The following is a 20,643-nucleotide window of genomic DNA, read 5'->3' as shown; positions in this document are numbered from 1 at the left end:
ACTGGGAAGGTGACCTGGTCATCGGCAAAGCCGGCGGCTCGGCGATCGTGACCCTGGTGGAACGGGCCACCCGGTATGTGATGCTCGGCGCCCTGCCCCACGGCCGCGACAGCGAAGCCGTCATCGGCGTCCTCACCGCCCTGGCCACCCGGATGCCGGCGCACCTACGCCGCTCGCTGGCCTGGGACCAAGGCGTGGAAATGGCCACCCACCCGGTGTTCACCGTCGCCACCGGCTGCCCGGTCTACTTCTGTGACCCGCACAGCCCCTGGCAACGCGGCACCAACGAGAACACCAACGGGCTGCTACGCCAGTACTTCCCCAAAGGCAGCTACGACTTCCGCACCATCGACCAGACCGGCCTGGACGAGATCGCCCACGAACTGAACACCCGACCCCGCCAAACGCTGGGCTGGGCCACCCCAGCCCAGCGACTAGCCGAACTCATCGCGCCCTAACAATTGCACTCACCACTTGACGCCACCCCTCCCACGGTCCCGCCAACCTCATGATCACCGGGGCGAAGGCGGGCGGACCGGCAGGGGGGCAGGGGCGGGGCTGGGGGGTTGCTGGGTGGGGACGGTGAAGTTGCTGACAAACCGGCGCGCGGGGTGGTCGGTTGGTGACATTCGTGGCAATCCTGGGGACCATGGCCCGTCCCCGCTCGCCGCTGTCGCGGCTGCTCACCGTGCTGCTCGCCGGAGTGCTCGCCGGTCTCGTGCTGGCGGTGGCCGCGCTCCCCGGCAACCTGCTGTTCGGGCTCGTCACCCGGTCGGCGCTCGGGGCGTACGCCGCGCTGCCGGACGCGCTGCGCACCCCGGCGACGCCGCAGCGCTCCTACATCTACGCGAACGACGGCAAGACGCTGATCACCACGTTCTACGACGTGAACCGGACCGACGTCCCGCTGTCGGAGATCGCTCCCGTGATGCGGCAGGCGATCGTGGCGGCCGAGGACCGGCGGTTCTACGACCACGGCGGCGCCGACCTGCGCGGGCTGCTCCGCGCGGTGGTGGCCAACGTCACCGGGGGCGGCACGGAGCAGGGCGGCTCGACGCTGACCATGCAGTACGTCCGCAACGTCCTCAAGACCGACCCGAGCCGCACCGCCGAGGAGCGCAAGGCGGCCACCGACCCGACCGTGGGCCGCAAGCTCCAGGAGATCCGGTACGCCTCGGCGCTGGAGAAGTCGCTCAGCAAGGACGAGATCCTCAACCGCTACCTGAACATCGCCTACTTCGGCTCCGGCGCGTACGGGATCGCGGCGGCCAGCCAGCGGTACTTCGGCAAGGAGCCGGCCGAGCTGACCCTCGCCGAGGCGGCCCTGCTCGCCGGCCTGGTGCAGTCGCCGGACGCGTACAGCCCGATCGACGGTGACAAGGACGCGGCCCTGGCCCGGCGGGCGTACGTGCTCGACTCGATGGTCGAGACCGGGGCGATCACCGCCGAGCAGGCGGCCCAGGCCAAGGCCGAGAAGCTGACGCTGCACCCGACCGAGCAGCCCAACGGCTGCACGGCGACCGCGCAGGGGCACGACGACTGGGGCTTCTTCTGCGACTACCTGCGCCGCTGGTGGCTCACCCAGCCGGCGTTCGGCTCGACGGCGGAGGAGCGGGAGCAGGCGCTGCGCCGCGGCGGCTACACGGTGGTCACGTCGCTGGACCCGGAGATCCAGGCCACCGCGCAGAAGCAGGCCACCGGGGTGTACGGGTACGGCAACAAGCGCGCGCTGCCGATCGCCGCGGTCGAGCCGGGCACCGGACGGGTGCTCGCCATGGCGGTGAACCGCCACTACAGCCTCGCGGCGAACCCGGACGGGCAGGCCAACCACCCGAACACGGTGAACCCGCTGATCTCCGGCGGCGGGGGCGTGGACGGCTACCAGGCCGGTTCGACCTTCAAGCTCTTCACGATGCTCGCCGCGCTGGAGTCGGGCCGTACCCTCTCCACCGGCTTCGACGCGCCCGCCCGGCTGCCCACCCGCTACCCCGCGGAGGGGGAGGGCAGCTGCGACGGCCACTGGTGCCCGGCCAACGCCAACCCGGAGTGGATGGACGGCTACCGGATGATGTGGGACGGCTTCGGCCGCTCGGTCAACACCTACTTCGTCTGGCTGGCCGAGCAGGTGGGCCAGGACAAGGTGGTCGAGATGGCGCAGCGGCTCGGCATCACGTTCCGGGCCGACGCGGACGCGGAGTTCGCCAGGAACAACGCCGCCAACTGGGGTTCGTTCACCCTCGGCGTGGCCGCCACGACTCCGCTGGACCTGGCCAACGCGTACGCCACCGTGGCCGCCGAGGGCATGTACTGCGCGCCGCTGCCGGTGGTCTCGGTGAAGACCGCGGACGGCGAGGCGGTGCCGGTGGCCGACCCCTCGTGCCGGCGGGTGCTCGACGCCGACGTGGCCCGGGCGGCCACCGACGCGGCGCGGTGCCCGGTCGGCCAGCAGTCGGCGTACGGGCAGTGCAACGGCGGCACGGCCACCGCCGTGGACGACATCCTCGACGGGCGTCCGGTCGCCGGCAAGACCGGCAGCTCGGAGGAGAACGCCACCGAGACGTTCGTGGGCTACACGCCGCAGGTCGCCGTGGCCGGCATCGCCGCCAACCCGGACGACCCGACCGACTCGGTGGGCTCCGCCGTGCAGGCCGAGGTGATCGACGCGGTGGCCCGGGTGATCGCGACGGCCGTCGAGGGCAAGCCGGAGAAGGACTTCGTGGCGCCCAGCCGGGAACTGGCCGGCGACCCGCACCGGCCGAGCGAGCGGCCGCCGGCGCAGCGGGACCGCGGCCAGGACGACCGGGCGCGCACCGAGGACCCGAGGTCGCTGCTCGACCGCTGGTTCGACCGCCGCGGCTGATCCCGCCCGGCGGCCGCCGGAAAAAATCGCGGAGAAAGTTCGGCCGTCCTGTCGGATCGCGTGCGGTGGCTCCGACCACCGGGTGAGAACGTCCCCGCCGGGGGCGTACCGCACCGGAGGAGCAACCATGCGCAAGATCGTCTACTTCGTGCACCAGTCCGTCGACGGCTACATCCAGGGTCCGAACGGCGAGTTCGACTGGCCGCAGATGGGGCCGGAGCTGTCGGCGTGGTCCCGTGAGCTGAGCGAACGGGCCGGCGCCTTCCTCTACGGGCGGCGGGTCTGGGAGCTGATGTCGTTCTACTGGCCGCGGGCGGAGTCGATCTCGAAGGACCCGCACGACCTCGCGTTCGCGCCGATCTGGCGGGCGAAGCCGAAGATCGTCGTCTCCCGGACGCTGCCCGACGCCGAGGGCGCCCGGGTCGTCGGCCACCGGGACCTCGCGGCCGAGATCACCGCCCTGAAGGAGGAGCCGGGCGACGACCTGCTGCTCACCGGTGGCTCGAACCTGGCCTCCGCGCTCACCGGGCTGGGTCTGGTCGACGAGTACCTGATCGTCGTGCACCCGGTGGTGCTCGGCGGCGGCCAGCCGGTCTTCCTCGACAAGGAGCGGCTCGGGCTGCGCCTCGTCGAGAGCCGTCCCTTCGACTCCTGCTCCGTCCTGCTGCGCTACGAGCCGGCACGGTGACCCGGCGACGCGCCGGTGCGGGGGTACGACCCACCGCACCGGCGCCGCCGCGGGTCAGCTCGCCGTGCAGGTGGGGGTGAGGGCGCCGGCGCTGCCGTTGGCCTGGAAGCCGAACTCCGTCGTCTGCCCGGCTCCGAGCCGGCCGTTGTAGCTCACGTTGCGGAACTGGACGGCCCCGCTCGACGCGCTGGGACTGGCGTTCCAGGTGTTGACGAGCGTCGCCCCGGATTGGAGCGTCAGCCCGACCGTCCAGCCGTTCGTGCCGGCCGCGCCCGCCGTGACCCGGATGGTGGCCACGAAGCCGCCGTTCCAGGCGTTGACCGTCGCCGACGCGGAGCAGCCGGTTCCGGGCGGCGGGGTGGTGGTGGGCGGCGGGGTGGTCGGCGGCGTGGTGCCCCCGTTGAGGGCGTTGAGGGTCGCCGTGTAGGCCGGCTTCTTGTTGCCGGACGCGTCGAACAGCAGCGGCGTGCCGCCGGCGCGCCACGAGTCGCTGTCCCGGATCCCCCAGACGGTGATGCCCGTGCAGCGCGCGACGGCGAGGCACGCGCGTACCACCCGGGCGTAGTTCTCGGCCTGCGTGGTGCCCGAGCCCTCGATGTCGAGTTCGGTGATCTGCACCTCGACGCCGAGGTCGGCGAAGCGCTGGAGGTTGGCCTGGTAGTCGGCCGGGATCGGGCTCTGCGCGTTGAAGTGCGACTGGAAGCCGACGCAGTCGATCGGTACGCCCCGGGCCTTGAAGTCGGCCACCATCGCGTACACCGCGTTGCTCTTCGCGTTCTGGCCGTCGGTGTTGTAGTCGTTGTAGCAGAGCTTCGCGCCGGGGTCGGCCGCCCGTGCCGTACGGAAGGCCACCTCGATCCAGTCGTTGCCGGTGCGCTGGAGGTTCGAGTCCCGGCGGGCGCCGCTGCCACCGTCGGCGAACGCCTCGTTCACCACGTCCCAGGCGTAGATCTTGCCCCGGTAGTAGCTGGCCACCCGCGTGATGTGGTTGACCATGGCGGCGCGCAGGGCGCTGCCGGACAGGTTCTGCACCCAGCCGGGTTGCTGGGAGTGCCAGGCCAGCGCGTGGCCGCGTACCCGTTGCCCGTTGGCCTGGGCGCTGGCCACGATCCGGTCGGCGTTGCCGAAGGTGAAGGTGTTCTGCGACGGCTCGGTCGCGTCCCACTTCATCTCGTTCTCCGGCGTGACCATGTCGAACTCGCGGTTCAGGATGCCCACGTAGACGGGGTCGGAGAGCTTGTTGGCCGCCACCGCCGTGCCGAAGTAGCGGCCGCGCTCGGCGGCCGCCGCGGCGAGGGTGGTGCCGGCGCTGGCGCTCGGCGCCAGGGCGATCGTCCCGCCGGCGACGAGGGCGCCCGTCGTGACGAGGACGAGTGCGAGGCGGCGTCGCGCGCGGGCGCGGGTCGGTCGGTCCGTCCGGACCGCAGGGTTGCTCATGCGAGTGCCTTTCGAGGTTTGGAGATGACTGAGCACGGCCTCGGCCCCGGCGCTGCCCGTCACGCCGTGCCCCGGTCCGCGCTGGCAGCACGCCCTGCTGCTCGCGTACGCCGGCTCCAAACTCATCCGCGCGCGTCGATGCTAGCCGCAGGTTTCCGGAAGGCTCAACCCCCTGACGCGGACGCGTGTCCGGCGCCCGGCCGGACACGCCGCCCTGATCGGGCCTCTGACGAGGGAGTTCACGGATCGACGGGCGTCGTGGTGGGCGACGGTGGACCGGAACTTTTCCGGAAATCGGGTGCCGTCGACGCGCAGCCGACCGTGACTCGGGGCCATCGGGCCGCGCCGCCGGCGTCCGGCAGAATCGTCGGGTGCCCGTCCACGAGATCACCGACCCGGACGACGAGCGGATCGCCGACTACCGCGCGCTGACCGACGTCGAGCTGCGCACCCGCTGGGAGCCCCCGCACGGCCTGTTCATCGCCGAGGGGGAGCTGGTGCTGCGGCGGGCGCTGCGGGCCGGCTACCCGCCCCGGTCGTACCTCGTCGATGCCAAGCGGATCGACCAGCTCGCCGACCTGGACACCGGGGACGCGCCGGTCTACGCCGCCAGCCAGGAGGTGCTGCAACGGGCCACCGGCTTCCACGTCCACCGGGGCGTGCTGGCCTCCTTCCGGCGCCGGCCGCTGCCCACGGCGGCCGAGGTGCTCGCAGCCGCCCGCCGGGTGGTGATCCTCGAGGACGTCAACAACCACACCAACCTCGGCGCGATCTTCCGGGCGGTGGCCGCGCTCGGGGTGGACGCGGTCCTGCTCTCCCCGTCGTGCGCCGACCCGCTCTACCGGCGCAGCGTCCGGGTCAGCATGGGCGAGGTGTTCGCCGTACCGTACGCGCGGCTGGAACCCTGGCCCGCCGGGCTGGCGGAGGTCCGGGCGGCGGGCTTCACCGTGCTCGCCATGACGCCGGCGCCGGACGCCGTGCCGATCCAGCGGCTGGAGCCGGCGCAACGGGCCCGGGCGGCGTTGCTGCTCGGCGCGGAGGGGGCCGGGCTGACCCGTGCCGCGATGGACGCGTCCGACGTACGGGTGGTGATCCCCATGCGGCGCGGCGTCGACTCCCTCAACGTGGCCGCCGCCACCGCCGTGGCCTGCTGGGAACTGGGGCGCGACGACCCGCTCTGACCGACCCGGGGTTTCCGCCGCGGGCGTCACGGAGGGTAGCGTGACGCCCGTGTTCCCTACCGTGCGTGAGGTCCTCGCCCTGGACCCGGTCCGCCGCGGCGCCCCGCGCCTCGTGGCGGGAGACGCCGGAATCGACCGGTTGGTCCGCTGGGTGCACGTGGCCGAGGTACCGGACATCGCCAGCCTGCTCGGCGGCGGGGAACTCGTGCTCACCACCGGCATCGGCCTCCCCGCGGACGACGCGGGCCTGCGGGCGTTCATCGGCGACCTCGCGGACGTGGGCGTCTCCGGCCTCGTCGTCGAGCTGGGCCGCCGGTACGTCAACGGCGTTCCCCGGGTCATGGTCGCCGCCGCCGAACGGCGCGGGCTGCCGCTGGTCGAGCTGCGGCGGGCCACCCCGTTCGTGCGGATCACCGAGGCGGTGCACGCGCTGATCGTCGACGCCCAGCTCACCGAGCTGCGCGCCACCGAGGAGATCCACCAGCGGTTCACCGAGCTGTCGGTGGAGGGCGCCGGTCCGGGTGAGGTGGTGCGGCAGGCCGCCGAGCTGTCCGGCTGCCCGGTGGTGCTGGAGAACCTCTCCCGGCAGGTGCTCGCGTACGACCCGGCGGGGGAGAGCGCCGAGCTGCTGCTGGACGGCTGGGAGCAGCACTCGCGGCGGATCCGGCCCACCGGGCGGACCGCGTACGACCCGGACAACGGGTGGCTCGTCACCGCGGTCGGTGCGCGGGGACAGGACTGGGGCCGGCTGCTGCTGCGCTGGCCGGCCGGCGGCGACCTCACCTCGGGCCGCCCGAGCCGGTTTCTCACCGCACCCGGTGTCCGGCCCGTCCGGCGCGAGGAGGCGCGGTCGCCGTTCGTGCCGCCGACCCGGCTCACGATCCTGGTCGAGCGGGCCGCCTCCACGCTGGCACTGGGCCGGCTGATCCGCCGGGACGCCGAAGGGCTGGAACGGCAGATCCACCGGACGCTGCTCACCGCCCTGCTCGACCACGCGCGGCCCGTCGACGAGGTGGCGCTCCGCGCCAAGGCGCTCGGCGTGGCGCTGGAACGGCGGCACCTGGTCGGGGTCATGGTGCGGTTCCGTGCCGACGACCCCGGCGGCGACGCCGTGTCGACCGGTGACCTCGGGGAGGCCGTCCCGGCCAGCGGCGCGGCCCGGTTGCGGGACCTCGCCGAGGCCGTCGAGCAGGCGCTCCGCGAGGCGAAGCTCGTCGCGCTGACCAGCGCGGTCGACGACCACGCGGTCGGTGCCCTGATCGCCCTGCCGGACGCCGCCGCCGAGGAACGGGCCCTCGCGGCGTTCGCGGCCGCACTGCGCCGGGGCCGCGTCGACGCCCCCGCGGGTCGTCCGGACGGGGCGTCGCGGGTCGACGAGCACCGGCCGGAGACGGCGCCACACCCCGACGCGCCGGCCCGGCCCGAGCCGGTGCCCCGGCAGGGCGGGCGTGCCCTGGGCCGGCCGGGCGGCGCGGACCACCGCGGCGACCGGCACCGGGGCCCGCGCGAGCACGGCCGGCCGTGCCCGGTGATCATCGCGGCCGGATCGGGTGTGAGCAGCCTGCGGGAGGCCCGCCGCTCGCTCGTCGAGGCGCGGCAGATCGCCGACGCCGCGCGGCGGGACCGCCGGGACCTGCCCATCTTCCGGCTGCCGCACGTGGGGCTCGCCGGGCTGCTGCACCTCCTGCGCGACGAGCCCCGGGTGCAGACGTTCGTGGAACGCGAACTCGGCGCGCTGCTCGCGTACGACGCGCAGCACCCCCGGGAGCAGCTGCTCGACACGCTGCGCGCGTACCTCGAACAGGGCCGCAACAAGTCGGCGGCGGCCACCGCCGCCCACCTGTCCCGGCCCGCCTTCTACGAGCGGCTGGCGCGCATCGGCCGCATCCTCGACGTGGACCTCGACTCGGTCGACGCCTGCCTCAGCCTGCACGTGGCCCTGCTGGCCCTCGACGCCATCCGCACCCCCTGACCACCCCACCGAACCCGGCCGGGCCCGGGCCCGGCCCTCGCCCCGGTGATCATGAAGTTATTGCCGCGACACGCCGTCCCCGAGGGCGATAACTTCATGATCACGCGGCGGAGCCCGCAGCGCACGCCGGCGGAACCCGCCCCGCACGCGGCGGAACCCGCCCCGGCCGGGGCGCCGGCGGATCCGGTCAGGTCAGGGTTGTCAGGGCCTTGGCGTACGCGGGCGGCACGTGGCTCGGGCCGCCGCCGGGGGTGAAGACGTCCGAGGTGGCCACCGTCGACCAGGCCGTCTCGGGTACGGCGTCCACGAGGGCGCGCACCACCGGGGCGTCGCGCCACTGGTCCTGCTCGGCGAGCAGGCTCAACGCCACGACCGACTCCTCCACCTCGCCGACGCACTCGAACGGCTTGTGCCCGTCCACGCCCAGCAGCTCCCGGTAGCCGGGAATCTGGGCCTCGTCGGCGAGCAGGTCACCGCCGAAGATGTGGGTGATCCGCTCCCGCGACATGAACGGCGCCAGGGCCAGGAACACGAACCGGCACTTCGGGCAGTCCCGGCACCAGCGCTCGCTCGCGTCGCGCAGCTTGAACGCCGCGTTGCAGCTGGTCACCACGTCGTCGTAGCGGTCGATGCCGGCGAACAGCCGGGCGATGTGCAGCTCCGACAGCGGTCGCAGCAGCGAGAAGTACGGCTCGGCGAGCCCCGCGTGCTCGGTGAGCGCCGCCCGGAGCAGACCCTCCGCCTCGACCCCCTTCGACCACTGGTGGTTGATCTCGTGACCGTTCCAGATCAGGTTCGGGTCGGACGCGGAGCGCTCGTTGGACATCACCACCGGCCCGAGCCCGTGCAGCACCGAGGTGGCGACGGCGATCAGGGAGTTGATCGCGGTGACCGGGATGTGCCCGTTGCGGGCGCCGGCGGCGTTCAGCTCGAACAGGACCGGGTCGATCCGCCGGCGGGCCGCGAGCGGGGCGAGCCCGGACGCCTCGTTCACGGACACGATCACGTGGTTGGGGTTGACCGAGAACGGCACGGGGTCGAAGCCGGCGCGCCGCAGCGCCTCCAGCGTGACGATCGAGTCCTTTCCGCCCCCGACGGCCGACAGCGGCCGCCGGTCGGAGTTGTCCAGCGGCGCCGGCGGCTTGACCGACCCGTCCGGGACCTCCGGCGTGAGGTCCAGCACGTGCGGCAGCTGGTTACGGTACGCGTACTCCCCGAGGCCCTTCGTGTAGACGGCCGTCACCAGTTCGGTGGCGGCCGGCCCCAGCGGCGCCGGCAGCACGAGCCGGCCCGGCGCGGCGACCTTGTAGTAGCTGACCCCGGCCACGACGTGCAGCAGTTCCAGGACGCGGCCGAGCGCGGCGACCGTCTCATCCGACGGCGGCGCCTCGGGCAGCGGGAACGTGACCACCTCGGTGAACCGCTGTTCACCGGCGGGACCGGTCAGCGCGTAGTCGAACAACGCCTCGCCGGTCGAGAGGTCGATCGAGTAGGACGGGAATGCGAAGGCGTCCATCCGCCGCAGTTGCTCGTAGCGCACACGCCATACTAGGCCCTGGTTCGTCCGGCCGTGCCCGGCTGTGCCGGACCGCGCCGCGGCACCCGCTCCGTCCTGTACCGTCCCGCTCCGGAGGAGATCACCTGTGCGCCTGTCTGACCTGCGCGGACGTTCCGTCGCCGTCTGGGGCACCGGCCGGGAGGGCCGGGCGGCCGTGACCGCGATCGCCGCGCACGGGCCGGCGCGGCTGGTGGCCGTCGACGACAGCGCCAACTTCCTCTCGCTGCCCTGGGACGGGCCGCTGGCCGAGGCGGCGCCGCTGGTCACCGGCGAGGAGGGCTTCGAGCGGCTGGCCGCCGCCGACGTGGTGGTCCGCTCGCCGGGGGTGCCGCAGACCCACCCGTGGCTGGTCGAGCTGCGGCGCCGCGGCGTCACGATCACGCAGGGTACGGCGCTCTGGATGGCCGACCACGCCGACCGGACCGTCGGGGTCACCGGCAGCAAGGGCAAGAGCACCACGTCCAGCCTCATCAGCCACCTGCTGAACGCCGTGGACCGGCCGAACGTCTTCGGCGGCAACATCGGGGTGCCCACGCTGGACCTGCCCGAGGCCGACCTGTACGTGCTGGAGCTGTCCAGCTACCAGTGCAGCGACCTGACCGACTCACCGCGGGTCGCGGTGGTCACCGCCCTCTTCCCGGAGCACCTCGACGCGCACGGCGGGGAGGCCGAGTACTACCGGGACAAGCTGAACCTGATCGCGTACGGGCCGCGGACCGTGGTGGTCAACGGCAACGACCCGCGCCTCGCCGTCGAACTGGGCGACCGGGCGGCCGTCCGTGCCGGGCGGCCCGACAGCGTGCACGTCGCGAGCGGCCCGGACGGGACGCCCTGGTTCCACCTCGCCGACGAGCCGCTCTTCCCGCGCGCCGTGCTGCCGCTGGTGGGCCGGCACAACGAGGGCAACCTCTGCGTGGCGCTGGCCGTGCTCGACGCGCTCGGCGTGGACGTGGTCGACCGGCGCGACACCCTGGCCGTGGCCGTGGCGGGCTTCCAGGGGCTCGCCCACCGGCTCACCGAGATCGTCGACCCGTCGGGGCTGACGTTCGTCGACGACACGCTCGCCACCAGCCCGTACGCCGCCATGCACGCCATCGACGCGTACGAGGGGCGGCCGCTCACGGTGATCGTCGGCGGCACCGACCGGGGGTTGGACTACTCCCCGCTGCGGGAGCACCTCGCCGAGCGCGAGATCACCGTCATCGGCATCCCCGACAGCGGCCGCCGGATCGTCGAGGTGCTCGCTGGGCTGCCGAAGGTCCGCACCGAGGTGGTCGACGAGCTGGTGGACGCGGTGCGGCTGGCGCGGGAGCTGACGCCGCCCGGCGGGGTGGTGCTGCTCTCGCCGGCGGCGCCGAGCTACGGCCGGTTCCGCAACTTCGAGCACCGCTCGGAGGTCTTCGCCCAGGCCGTCCGCGACACCGCCGGCTGAGCGGGGACGGATCGTGGCGGTTCACCTGGCGGTCGACCCCCAGCGGCTCGTCGTACGGCTGAGCGGGATGGACCGGCTCTGGGCCCTGTCGGCCGGCGTGGTCGTGCCCACGGCCGCGGTCACCGGGGTGCGAGCGGTGTCCCGCGCCGAGGCGGTGGCGCGGGGCGGCGGCTGGCGGCTGCCGGGCGCCCACCTGCCCGGCGTGCTGCGCGTGGGCACCTTCGTCTCCCGTTCCACCGGCCGCTCGTTCTGGTGCGTGCATCGCGCCGAGCGGGTGCTGCTGGTCGAGCTGGACGGAGAGCCGTACGACCGGCTGGTGCTCGAAGTGGAGGATCCGGACGAGGTGTCGCGGGCCGTCGCCCGCGCCCGGTTCCGCTGACCGGAACCGCCTGCCGGCCGCGTCCGCCGACACCGCCACCCAGCCGCGACCGCCGACCGCTTCGGCCACCGTCGTCAGCCGGCCGCGTCGGCCGGCCGCGTCAGCCGGCCGCGACGGTGGCGTGCAGGGCGCGCATGGAGCGGATCGCCGAGCGGATCTCCTGCAGGTAGCGGCCGGGGGTGAGCGCCGGCTCGGGCAGGCGCGTCAGGTCGGGCAGCGCCGGGTCGACGCCCACCGTGTCGATCCCGCAGCGGTACGGCACGGCCAGCGTCCGCAGCGCGTCGCCGTGCTGGAACGGCACGTAGATGGGTGCCGTGACCAGCAGGACCTCGTCGGCCGGTGCGAGTCGCGCGTGCCCGGCCCAGAAGCGCTGGGTGTCGGCGGTGTGGGCGCGACGGCGTTCCGGTTCGCTGGACGGCGCGGCCAGCACCCGCACCGGCGGCGCGCCGGCGGGTCGGTAGGTGCGGGAGGACCAGGAGTGGTGCGGGTGCCCGGCGTCCCGCCCGTCCTCCTCGGCCGGCCGGGTCACCCCGAACGCGAGCCGGACGGCCGCGTCGAGCGCGTCCACCTCGGTGTCGCCGCCGTCGACCCCGGCGTCGGCCAGTGTCCGCCGCTCGGCGTCGGACAGCGGCCGGAAGCTGCCCAGCACGGCCACCTCACCGGCCACCCGCACGCCCCGGCGCAGCAGGTGGGCGGCGTACGCGACCCGGCGCAGACAGGCGTGTGCCAGCCCGCCGAGCACGACCACGTGGGCGTACCGGCCCAGGGCCGGCGGCACGGCGCGGACCAGGCCCAGCGCGGCCGCGGAGTCCCGCACCTGGCGTGCGGTGGTCGGGTGGAGGTCCGGTTCCCGCGCCTCGGGCCGCTCCCGCCCGCCCCGGAAGTCCCAGTGCCGGCCGGAGAAGTCGTCCAGGCCGGCGAGCACCGCGGCGAGGTCGCCGGTGGGCCACCGGCCGCCGAAGCGCGCCACGAGGCCGCGTAGCGGCGCCGAGCCGACCCACCCGGCGATGCCCGCAATGATCACGTCCGGGTCAGGGTGCGGCGTCCCGCCCGGCAGCGGCAGCGGCACCGCCTCGCACGCGCCGGTGACCACGATGGACGCGGGCGCGACGGTGGGCCCGGCCGGCGGCGGGGCGGAAGGCTCGGGCACGCTCGGATGGTACCGGCCGGCGCGGGAGCGGGTGGCCGGACCGAAAGGGTGCCGGCCGGTGGCGCGGAAACGCTGGTCACGACGGGTCCGGCGCCACCGGGAACGGGTCCCGGACGGCGGAATCGACGGCCCTCCCGGCTTGACGGTCTGTCAGGCCCGGCGGACTCTCGCGCTACAGGCTGACACTTGCCCCCGACCAGGCGTGGTGAAAGCGTTCGATAACCGCGAACCGAAGGGTGCGACGATGACCAGCGATCTGTTGGCCCGGCACCGGGCCGTGCTCCCCTCCTGGATGCCGCTCTACTACGACGAACCGATCGAGCTGGTCTCCGGCTCGGGCCGGCGGGTGACCGACGCCCAGGGCCGCACCTATCTGGACTTCTTCGGCGGGGTCCTGACCACCATGCTCGGCTACGACATCCCCGAGGTCCGCGAGGCGGTCGAGCGGCAGGTGCGTACCGGCGTGGTGCACAGCTCCACGCTCTACCTCATCCGCCAGCAGGTCGAGCTGGCCGAGAAGATCGCCCGACTGTCGGGGATCCCGGACGCCCGCGTCTTCTTCACCAACTCGGGCACCGAGGCCAACGAGGCGGCGCTGCTGGTCGCCACCAACCACCGCCGCTCGCACCAGATCCTGGCCGTCCGCAACAGCTATCACGGCCGGTCGTACGCGGCGATGGGCGTCACCGGCAACCGCGGCTGGTCGGCCAGCCCGCTCAACCCCCTCCAGGTGGCCTGGTTGCACTCCGGCGAGCGGCTGCGCGGCCTGCTCGCCCGGCTGGGCCCCGACGAGCAGGTCGACGCCGCCGTGGAGGACCTGCGCGAGGTGCTCGCCACCCAGACGGCTGGGGACGTGGCGGCGCTGATCGCCGAGCCGATCCAGGGCGTCGGCGGCTTCGTCCACCCGCCGGACGGGCTCTTCGCGGCGTGGAAGAAGGTGCTCGACGAGACGGGCATCCTGTTCATCGCCGACGAGGTGCAGACCGGCTGGGGGCGTACGGGCGAGCACTTCTGGGGCTACCAGGCGCACGGGATCACCCCGGACCTGCTCACGTTCGCCAAGGGCATCGGCAACGGCTTCGCGCTCGCCGGCGTGGTGGGCCGGGCCGAGGTGCTGGAGTCGGTGCCGGCCATCAGCTTCTCCACCTTCGGCGGCAACCCGGTGTCCACGGCCGCCGGCAACGCGGTGCTCGACTACCTGCTCGACCACGACCTGCAGGCCAACGCCGCCCGCACCGGCGCGATCCTCCTCGACGGTCTGCGCGCCGCCGTGGCCGACCTGGACTGCGTGGCCGAGGTACGCGGCAAGGGGCTGATGCTCGCCGTCGAGTTCGTCCACCCGGGCAGCGCCGAGCCGGATCCGGCCCGGACCGCCCGCGTGTTCGAGGCGTGCCGGGAGGGTGGGCTGCTGGTCGGCAAGGGCGGCCTCTACGGCAACGTGCTCCGGATGGGCCCACCCCTCACGCTCACCGAGGAGGAGGCCCGCGAGGGGCTGGCCATCCTCGTCGAGGCGATCCGGACGGCGGCGGGGGTGCCGGCATGACCCTCATCGGGCACTTCGTGGAGGGCAAGCGGTTCGTCGGCACGTCGGAGCGGCGCGGTGACGTCTTCGACCCGGCCACCGGGCGGCGTACCGGTGAGGTCGCGCTGGCCTCGACCGCGGACGTGGCGGTGGCCGTCGAGGCCGCGGCGCGCGCGGCCCGGTCCTGGCGGGACGCGTCGCTGGCGAAGCGGAGCGCCGTGCTGTTCGCGTTCCGGGAGCTGGTGCACGCGCGGCGCGACCGCCTCGCCGAGGTGATCACCGCCGAGCACGGCAAGGTGCTCGCCGACGCCGCGGGGGAGGTGCAGCGCGGGCTCGAGGTGATCGAGTACGCCTGCGGCATCCCCTCGGCGCTGCGCGGCGCGTTCAGCGAGAACGTCTCCACCGAGGTCGACTCGTACACCCTGCGGCAGCCGCTCGGGGTGGTCGCGGTGGTCTCGCCGTTCAACTTCCCCGTCATGGTGCCGCTGTGGTTCGTGCCGATCGCTGTGGCCTGCGGCAACGCGGTCGTGCTCAAGCCGAGCGAGAAGGACCCGAGCGCGGCGCTCCTGCTGGCCGAGTGGTTCGCCGAGGCCGGCCTGCCCGACGGCGTGCTGAACGTGGTCAACGGCGACAAGGAGGCGGTCGACGCGCTGCTGGACCACCCGGAGGTGCGGGCGGTGTCGTTCGTCGGCTCCACCCCGATCGCCCGGTACGTCTACCAGCGCGGCACGGCGGCCGGCAAGCGGGTGCAGGCGCTGGGCGGCGCCAAGAACCACATGGTGGTGCTCCCGGACGCGGACCTCGACCTCGCCGCCGACGCGGCGGTCAACGCGGGCTTCGGCTCGGCGGGGGAGCGGTGCATGGCGATCTCCGCGCTGGTCGCCGTGGAGCCGATCGGCGACGCGCTGGTCGCGCGGATCGCCGAGCGGATGGCGGGGCTGCGTACCGGGGACGGGCGGCGCGGCTGCGACATGGGACCGCTGGTGACCGCGGCACACGCGGCCCGGGTCCGCTCCTACGTGGAGGCGGGGGTGGCGGCCGGCGCGGTCGCCGTGGTGGACGGCCGGGACGTCCAGCCGGACGGCGACCCGGGCGGGTTCTGGCTGGGACCGACCCTCTTCGACCGGGTCACGCCGGAGATGTCGATCTACACGGACGAGATCTTCGGTCCGGTGCTGAGCGTGCTCCGGGTCGGGTCGTACGCCGAGGCGCTGGAGCTGGTCAACGCGAACCCGTACGGCAACGGCACGGCGATCTTCACCAACGACGGCGGCGCGGCCCGCCGGTACCAGCACGAGGTGGAGGTCGGCATGGTGGGCATCAACGTGCCGATCCCGGTGCCGATGGCGTACCACTCGTTCGGCGGCTGGAAGTCCTCGCTCTTCGGCGACCTGCACGCGCACGGTGAGGACGGGGTGCGCTTCTTCACCCGTGCCAAGGTGGTCACCAGCCGCTGGCTCGACCCCCGGCACGGCGGGGTCAACCTCGGGTTCCCCACCCAGAGCTGAACGATCCGCGACGCGCGGGGCCCGGTCAGGTGCGCCTGACCGGGCCCGGCCGCGTTTCGGCGGAGGATGTCGTGGACGGACGGTGGATAACGGTTCGGTTCCCAGGTCTTGAAGTCCGCGCCCCACTGCCGTAGAAATTCTTCAGCAACACTGAGTGAACTGAAGAGAATCAACAGTTCCCCCTGCGCCTCGTACGGCGGCCGCCACCCCCATAAACCGACGGCCGCCCGGCCCGAACCGAGGAGAGAGCATGAACAGGCGTGACATCCTGCGGCGGACCGCCGCCGCGGGTCTGCTGGCCACTCCCGCCGCCGGTCTGCTGGCCGGCTGTGCCACCGGTGGAGGTGGCGACGACGACGCCGGCGACACCTACAAGGGCACGAAGAGTGACCAGAACCCGCTGGGCGTCAAGGAGGACGCGCCGCTGGAGGTGGTGATCTTCAACGGCGGGTTCGGCGAGGAGTACGCCAAGGCCCACGAGGCCATGTACAAGGAGAAGTACCCGAAGGCCGAGATCAAGCACTCCGCGACGCAGGAGATCAACAAGACGCTCCAGCCGCGGTTCGTGGACGGCACCCCGCCGGACGTGGTCAACAACTCCGGCGCCGGGCAGATCGACTTCAACGGCCTGGTCTCCCAGAACGCCATCGCCGACCTCGGCGACCTGCTCAACGCGCCGAGCCTCGACATCCCCGGCAAGACGGTGAAGGACACCCTCCTGCCCGGCGCCGTCGAGGTCGGGTCGTACGACGGCAAGTTCCTCGTGCTCAACTACACCTACACCGCGTACGGCATCTGGCACTCCACGAAGCTCTTCGCCGACCGCGGCTGGTCGTACGCGAAGACCTGGGACGAGCACATCGCGCTCTGCAAGCAGATCAAGGCCGCGGGCATCGCCCCCTGGACGTACGCGGGCAAGCACCCCCGCTACATGAGCTGGCCGCTCATCGCCACCGCCATCAAGTTCGGCGGGCCGTCGGTGGCCACCGCGATCGACAACCTCGAGCCGAACGCGTGGAAGTCCGACGCCATGAAGGCGGCCGCCGACGCGTGGCACCAGATCGTCAAGGACAAGTACATCCTCGACGGTTCGCCGGGCCTGGACCACGTGCAGTCGCAGACCGCGTGGTGCCAGGGCAAGGCGGCCTTCATCTCCTGCGGCTCCTGGCTGGAGAGCGAGCAGAAGAAGGTGACCCCCGAGGGCTTCAACATGACGATCCAGCCGACGCCGAGCCTCGGCAGCGGCGACAAGCTGCCGTTCGAGGCGATCCGCGGCACCGCCGGCGAGCCGTTCATGGTGCCGGCCAAGGCCAAGAACCTCGCCGGCGGCCTGGAGTACTTCCGGGTCATGCTGTCGAAGAAGGGCGCCCAGGACTTCACCCGCAAGGTCTCCAGCCTCACCATCGTGGCCGGGTCCACCGAGGGTGTCGACCTGCCGTTCGGCCTCGCGTCCGTCGTGAAGGCGCTGGACGCCTCCGGCAGCAACGGCTTCAACTGGGTCTACAACAACTACTACCGGAAGCTGGAGCGCGAGCTCGTCGACGCGGCGTGCGGCGAGTTCTTCAGCGGCCGCATCGGCCCGGCCGAGTTCCTCGACCAGTGCCAGAAGGGCGCCGACTCGATCGCCCAGGACAGCTCGATCAAGAAGTACAAGCGGACCGCGTGACGTCCGGCCGGTGGGGGCGGGCCCGGCGCCGTCCCCACCGGTCCACCGCTTCCGGGAGTAGGTCCTCGTGAGACATGGCAAGTACCCGCTGATCGTCACGTTCCTCGTGCCGCCGGTGCTGCTCTACGTCATCTTCGTCGTGTCGCCGTACCTCCAGGCGTTCCAGATCTCGACCACCGACTGGCTCGGCTACTCGGCGGAGGCCGACCCGGTGGGGCTGGCGAACTTCGAGACGCTGCTGCACGACGGGCGGGTGTGGAACGCGCTCAAGAACAACGCGCTGCTGCTCGCCATCGTGCCGGTGCTGACGATCGGGCTCGGCCTGTTCTTCGCCACGATGCTCAGCATGGGTGGCCGCAAGGGCCGGGCGGGGGTCACCGGCGTGCGCGGCACGGCCGTGTACCGGATGGTCTACTTCTTCCCGCAGGTGCTCTCGGTGGTCATCATCGCCCTGCTCTGGAAGGAGGTCTACCACCCCAACAGCGGCCTGCTCAACGGCGCTCTGCGCGCCGTCGGCCTGCCCGCCCCGACCTGGCTGGGCGACCCCCGGACGGCCTTCTGGTGCGTGCTCGCGGTGATGGTCTGGGCCAACGTCGGCTTCTACGTGGTGCTCTTCGGCGCGGCCATGTCGGCCATCCCCCGCGACATCTACGAGGCGGTGCTGCTCGACGGCGCGTCCCGGTGGACCACCCTGCGGCGGATCACCATTCCGCTGCTGTGGGACACCGTGCAGGTGGCCTGGATCTACCTGGCGATCGCGGCACTGGACGGGTTCATCCTCATCCAGCAGATGACCAACGGGGGGCCCAACTTCTCCTCCGACGTCATCGGGCTGCGGATGTACGAGACGGCGTTCGGCAGCGAGAGCAAGTTCGGGTACGCCTCCGCGATCGGCGTGGTGCTGTTCTTCCTGACCCTGTCGGTGGCGGTGCTGGCGCTGCGGGCCGCCCGGCGTGATCGGATCGAGTACTCGTGACCATTCTCGACAAGCCCGCGTCCGAGGGCACCGCGGCGGGTGACCGCCGGGCGTCGCGGGACCGGAAGCCCCGCCGCGAGACCGGTGCCGCCAACGTCTTCTCGCACGGGTTCCTGCTGGTGTGGGGCGCCCTGACCGTCCTGCCGCTGCTGTGGATGTTCCTCAGCTCGTTCAAGAGCGACGGGGAGATCCTGTCCGACCCGTGGGGGCTGCCCGGCGCGCTGCGGTTCGAGAACTGGGCGCGGGCCTGGACCGAGGCGCACATCGGCCGGTACTTCCTGAACAGCGCCATCGTGGTGGCCGGGTCGCTGACCCTGACCATGCTCCTGGGCGCCACGGCCGCGTACGTCTTCGCCCGGTACGAGTTCCGCGGCCGGCAGGTCGTCTACTACCTGTTCGTCGGCGGGATGATGTTCCCCGTCTTCCTGGCGCTCGTGCCGCTGTTCTTCGTGGTGCGCAACGCCGGCCTCTTCGGCACGTGGACGGGGCTCATCCTGGTGTACGCGGCGTACTCGCTGCCGTTCACGGTCTTCTTCCTCACGGCGTTCTTCCGGACGCTGCCGACGGCGGTCGCCGAGGCGGCGCTCATCGACGGCTGCGGCCACTTCCGGCTCTTCTTCCGGGTGATGCTGCCGATGGCCCGACCGGGACTGATCAGCATCGCGATCTTCAACTTCCTGAGCCAGTGGAACCAGTTCATCCTGCCGCAGGTGCTCATGCAGGGTGACGACTCCAAGTGGGTGCTGGCGCAGGGACTCACCGCGCTCGCGGTCAGCCAGGGCTACCAGGGCGACTACAGCGGCCTCTTCGCCGGCCTGACCATCGCCACGCTGCCGGTGCTCGCGGTGTACGTGCTCTTCCAGCGCCAGGTGCAGGCGGGCCTCACGGCGGGCCAGCTCAAGTAGGCGGGGCCACATCCGCGCGCGGGTGACCGCTTCCGACCGCCAGGGCGGTCGGGGTGGGTGCCGGAAGATCGTGCTGGATCCTGGAAACGGGCCTCTCGCGCGGTGTCGGAGGGCACTGCATCCAGGATCCTGCGCGATCCCACGTCCGCATCGCCCGCGAGTCCCCGGCGCCGTGCGCACGGCGCCGGGATGGCGCGGGGTTCAGGTGGCGCCCGGGATGGCACGGGGTTCAGGTGGCGCCCGGGACGGCGCGGGGTCAGGTGGCGGTCGGCACCAGGCGGGTGTGCAGGGCCACCGGGTCGTCCACCTCGGGCAGGTCGCGGGCGGCCAACCAGGCCGCGGCGGCGGCGCCGTCCCCGGCCGAGCGCAGCGGCGCGTCCGGCCAGCGCCGGGCTGCCTCGACCCGGACGGCGGCGGCGAGCGGGGTGTCGCCGGTCAGCAACCCGCCGCCGAGCACGAGCGGGCTCGTCGCGCCGGCCGGCCGGATCCTGCTCACGCTCGTCACGAGATGACCGGCCGCAGCGGTGATCAGCTCGGTGCCGGCGGGCTCCCCGGCCACCGCGGCGGCCACGACGTGCGGCGCGAGCCGGGCCAACTCGACGGGCGGTCGCCGGGTGACCGCCTGGATCAGCGCGTCGACGGTGTCGCGGGGGCGGGGGGCCACGTCGGGGGCGCCGAGCAGGTCGGTGAGCACCTGCCGGCCGAGGGGCGTGGGCGCGCGGCCGGCGTCCAGGTCGGCCAGGAGGGCGCGGACCGCCTCCCGGCCCAGCCAGAAGCCGGAGCCGGCGTCGCCGAGCAGCCATCCGTGCCCGTCCGCCACGCGGTCCAGCCGCAGGTCGCGTACCTCGGCGGCGATCGCCCCGGTGCCGGCGACGAGCACCGTGCCGTCGGGGGCGGCCGTGCCCGAGGCGTACGCGACGAGGGCGTCGCCGTGCACGGCGTACGGGCAGCGCAGCCCGGCGTCGTGCCACGCCCGGTCGAAGGCGGCGCGCCCGGCCGGGTCGGCGAGCAGCCGCCCCGCACCGGCCAGGCCGATGGCGCCCGCGCGCACCCGCGCCGGGTCGACTCCGGCGAGCGCCCCGCGCAGCGCGGTGAGCAGTTCCGCCGCCGCCCGCTCGGCGCCGTGGCTGGTCGGGTTCCCGCCCCCGCCCCGGCCGGTGCCCAACCGCTCCCCGTCGAGTGTCAGGGCGGTGGCGCGGGTGGACGTACCTCCGATGTCGAGCCCGACCACGACGCTGCCGGACACCGGCGCCACCTCCTCGATCAAAGTCGCATTCATGCTGGTCGCCCCGCCGATGCGAGGCAAGGTCGGCACGGCGCGGCGGGCTGTGCGCCAGGTAACAGTTTGAAAACTTCGACCACGCCCGTTGACACGGAGGGGCCTTCAGTAAGAACTTTTACCACTAACA

16 protein-coding genes are annotated in these 20,643 nt (G+C 73.1%); 12 read left to right on the top strand and 4 right to left on the bottom strand.

Features of this window, described 5'->3' with window-relative positions:
* The 3 genes from D7I43_RS02415 to D7I43_RS02405 form a co-directional block, all read left to right on the top strand.
* A partial coding sequence (locus D7I43_RS02415; RefSeq protein ID WP_120326663.1) for an IS30 family transposase occupies positions 1-458 on the top strand: 458 nt, incomplete at its 5' end.
* Between the two features lie 191 nt (positions 459-649).
* Positions 650-2,860 carry a transglycosylase domain-containing protein gene (locus tag D7I43_RS02410; protein WP_120326662.1) on the top strand — a complete coding sequence of 737 codons (2,211 nt, stop codon included), beginning with the start codon at positions 650-652 and terminating at the stop codon, positions 2,858-2,860.
* A gap of 127 nt (positions 2,861-2,987) precedes the next feature.
* Positions 2,988-3,548, top strand: a complete 561-nt coding sequence (locus tag D7I43_RS02405) for a dihydrofolate reductase family protein (protein ID WP_120326661.1) — start codon at positions 2,988-2,990, stop codon at positions 3,546-3,548.
* A gap of 54 nt (positions 3,549-3,602) precedes the next feature.
* Here the strand turns inward: D7I43_RS02405 and D7I43_RS02400 are convergent, their stop codons facing one another.
* Entirely contained in the window at positions 3,603-4,985 is a 1,383-nt protein-coding gene (locus D7I43_RS02400; RefSeq protein WP_120326660.1) for a glycoside hydrolase family 10 protein, read from the bottom strand.
* 293 nt (positions 4,986-5,278) lie between these two features.
* On the opposite strand from D7I43_RS02400, the gene D7I43_RS02395 reads away from it, so the two are divergent.
* Both D7I43_RS02395 and D7I43_RS02390 read left to right on the top strand, forming a co-directional pair.
* Positions 5,279-6,166 carry a TrmH family RNA methyltransferase gene (locus D7I43_RS02395; protein WP_240032769.1) on the top strand — a complete coding sequence of 296 codons (888 nt, stop codon included), beginning with the start codon at positions 5,279-5,281 and terminating at the stop codon, positions 6,164-6,166.
* A gap of 49 nt (positions 6,167-6,215) precedes the next feature.
* Positions 6,216-8,138 carry a PucR family transcriptional regulator gene (locus tag D7I43_RS02390; protein ID WP_477455739.1) on the top strand — a complete coding sequence of 641 codons (1,923 nt, stop codon included), beginning with the start codon at positions 6,216-6,218 and terminating at the stop codon, positions 8,136-8,138.
* Between the two features lie 187 nt (positions 8,139-8,325).
* Here D7I43_RS02390 and D7I43_RS02385 read toward each other — a convergent pair whose 3' ends face one another.
* On the bottom strand, positions 8,326-9,678 hold the full coding sequence (locus tag D7I43_RS02385; RefSeq protein ID WP_120326657.1) for a MurL-like N-terminal domain-containing: 1,353 nt from the start codon (positions 9,676-9,678) through the stop codon (positions 8,326-8,328).
* Positions 9,679-9,781: 103 nt separating this feature from the next.
* On the opposite strand from D7I43_RS02385, the gene murD reads away from it, so the two are divergent.
* Together murD and D7I43_RS02375 are read left to right on the top strand one after the other, a co-directional pair.
* Complete coding sequence (murD, locus tag D7I43_RS02380; RefSeq protein ID WP_120326656.1) at positions 9,782-11,128, top strand: UDP-N-acetylmuramoyl-L-alanine--D-glutamate ligase; 1,347 nt, start codon at positions 9,782-9,784, stop codon at positions 11,126-11,128.
* Between the two features lie 13 nt (positions 11,129-11,141).
* A complete protein-coding gene (locus D7I43_RS02375) occupies positions 11,142-11,507 on the top strand; it encodes a PH domain-containing protein (RefSeq protein WP_120326655.1) in 366 nt (121 codons plus the stop codon).
* 100 nt (positions 11,508-11,607) lie between these two features.
* Here the strand turns inward: D7I43_RS02375 and D7I43_RS02370 are convergent, their stop codons facing one another.
* Entirely contained in the window at positions 11,608-12,657 is a 1,050-nt protein-coding gene (locus D7I43_RS02370) for a hypothetical protein (protein WP_240032750.1), read from the bottom strand.
* 244 nt (positions 12,658-12,901) lie between these two features.
* Here D7I43_RS02370 and D7I43_RS02365 point away from each other — a divergent pair, with 244 nt between their 5' ends.
* From D7I43_RS02365 to D7I43_RS02345, 5 genes are all read left to right on the top strand, one after another.
* Entirely contained in the window at positions 12,902-14,200 is a 1,299-nt protein-coding gene (locus D7I43_RS02365) for an aspartate aminotransferase family protein (RefSeq protein WP_120326654.1), read from the top strand.
* Positions 14,197-15,687, top strand: a complete 1,491-nt coding sequence (locus D7I43_RS02360; RefSeq protein WP_120326653.1) for a CoA-acylating methylmalonate-semialdehyde dehydrogenase — start codon at positions 14,197-14,199, stop codon at positions 15,685-15,687. Before D7I43_RS02365 ends, D7I43_RS02360 begins: the two co-directional genes overlap by 4 nt.
* A 250-nt stretch (positions 15,688-15,937) precedes the next feature.
* Entirely contained in the window at positions 15,938-17,353 is a 1,416-nt protein-coding gene (ngcE, locus tag D7I43_RS02355; protein ID WP_120326652.1) for an N-acetylglucosamine/diacetylchitobiose ABC transporter substrate-binding protein, read from the top strand.
* A gap of 67 nt (positions 17,354-17,420) precedes the next feature.
* Entirely contained in the window at positions 17,421-18,329 is a 909-nt protein-coding gene (locus D7I43_RS02350; RefSeq protein WP_120326651.1) for a carbohydrate ABC transporter permease, read from the top strand.
* Positions 18,326-19,234 (top strand): carbohydrate ABC transporter permease, encoded by a 909-nt coding sequence (locus tag D7I43_RS02345; protein ID WP_120326650.1) that lies wholly within the window; start codon positions 18,326-18,328, stop codon positions 19,232-19,234. The genes D7I43_RS02350 and D7I43_RS02345 overlap by 4 nt, the downstream gene beginning before the upstream one ends.
* A gap of 256 nt (positions 19,235-19,490) precedes the next feature.
* Here D7I43_RS02345 and D7I43_RS02340 read toward each other — a convergent pair whose 3' ends face one another.
* Positions 19,491-20,480 carry an N-acetylglucosamine kinase gene (locus D7I43_RS02340; protein ID WP_120326716.1) on the bottom strand — a complete coding sequence of 330 codons (990 nt, stop codon included), beginning with the start codon at positions 20,478-20,480 and terminating at the stop codon, positions 19,491-19,493.
* Between the last annotated feature and the right edge of the window lie 163 nt (positions 20,481-20,643).

The sequence above is a fragment of the Micromonospora globbae genome, from assembly GCF_003610785.1.
Classification (GTDB): Bacteria; Actinomycetota; Actinomycetes; order Mycobacteriales; family Micromonosporaceae; genus Micromonospora; species Micromonospora globbae.
The sequence above is the reverse complement of the archived record's forward strand: the minus strand, read 5'-3'. Positions and strand labels throughout refer to the sequence as shown.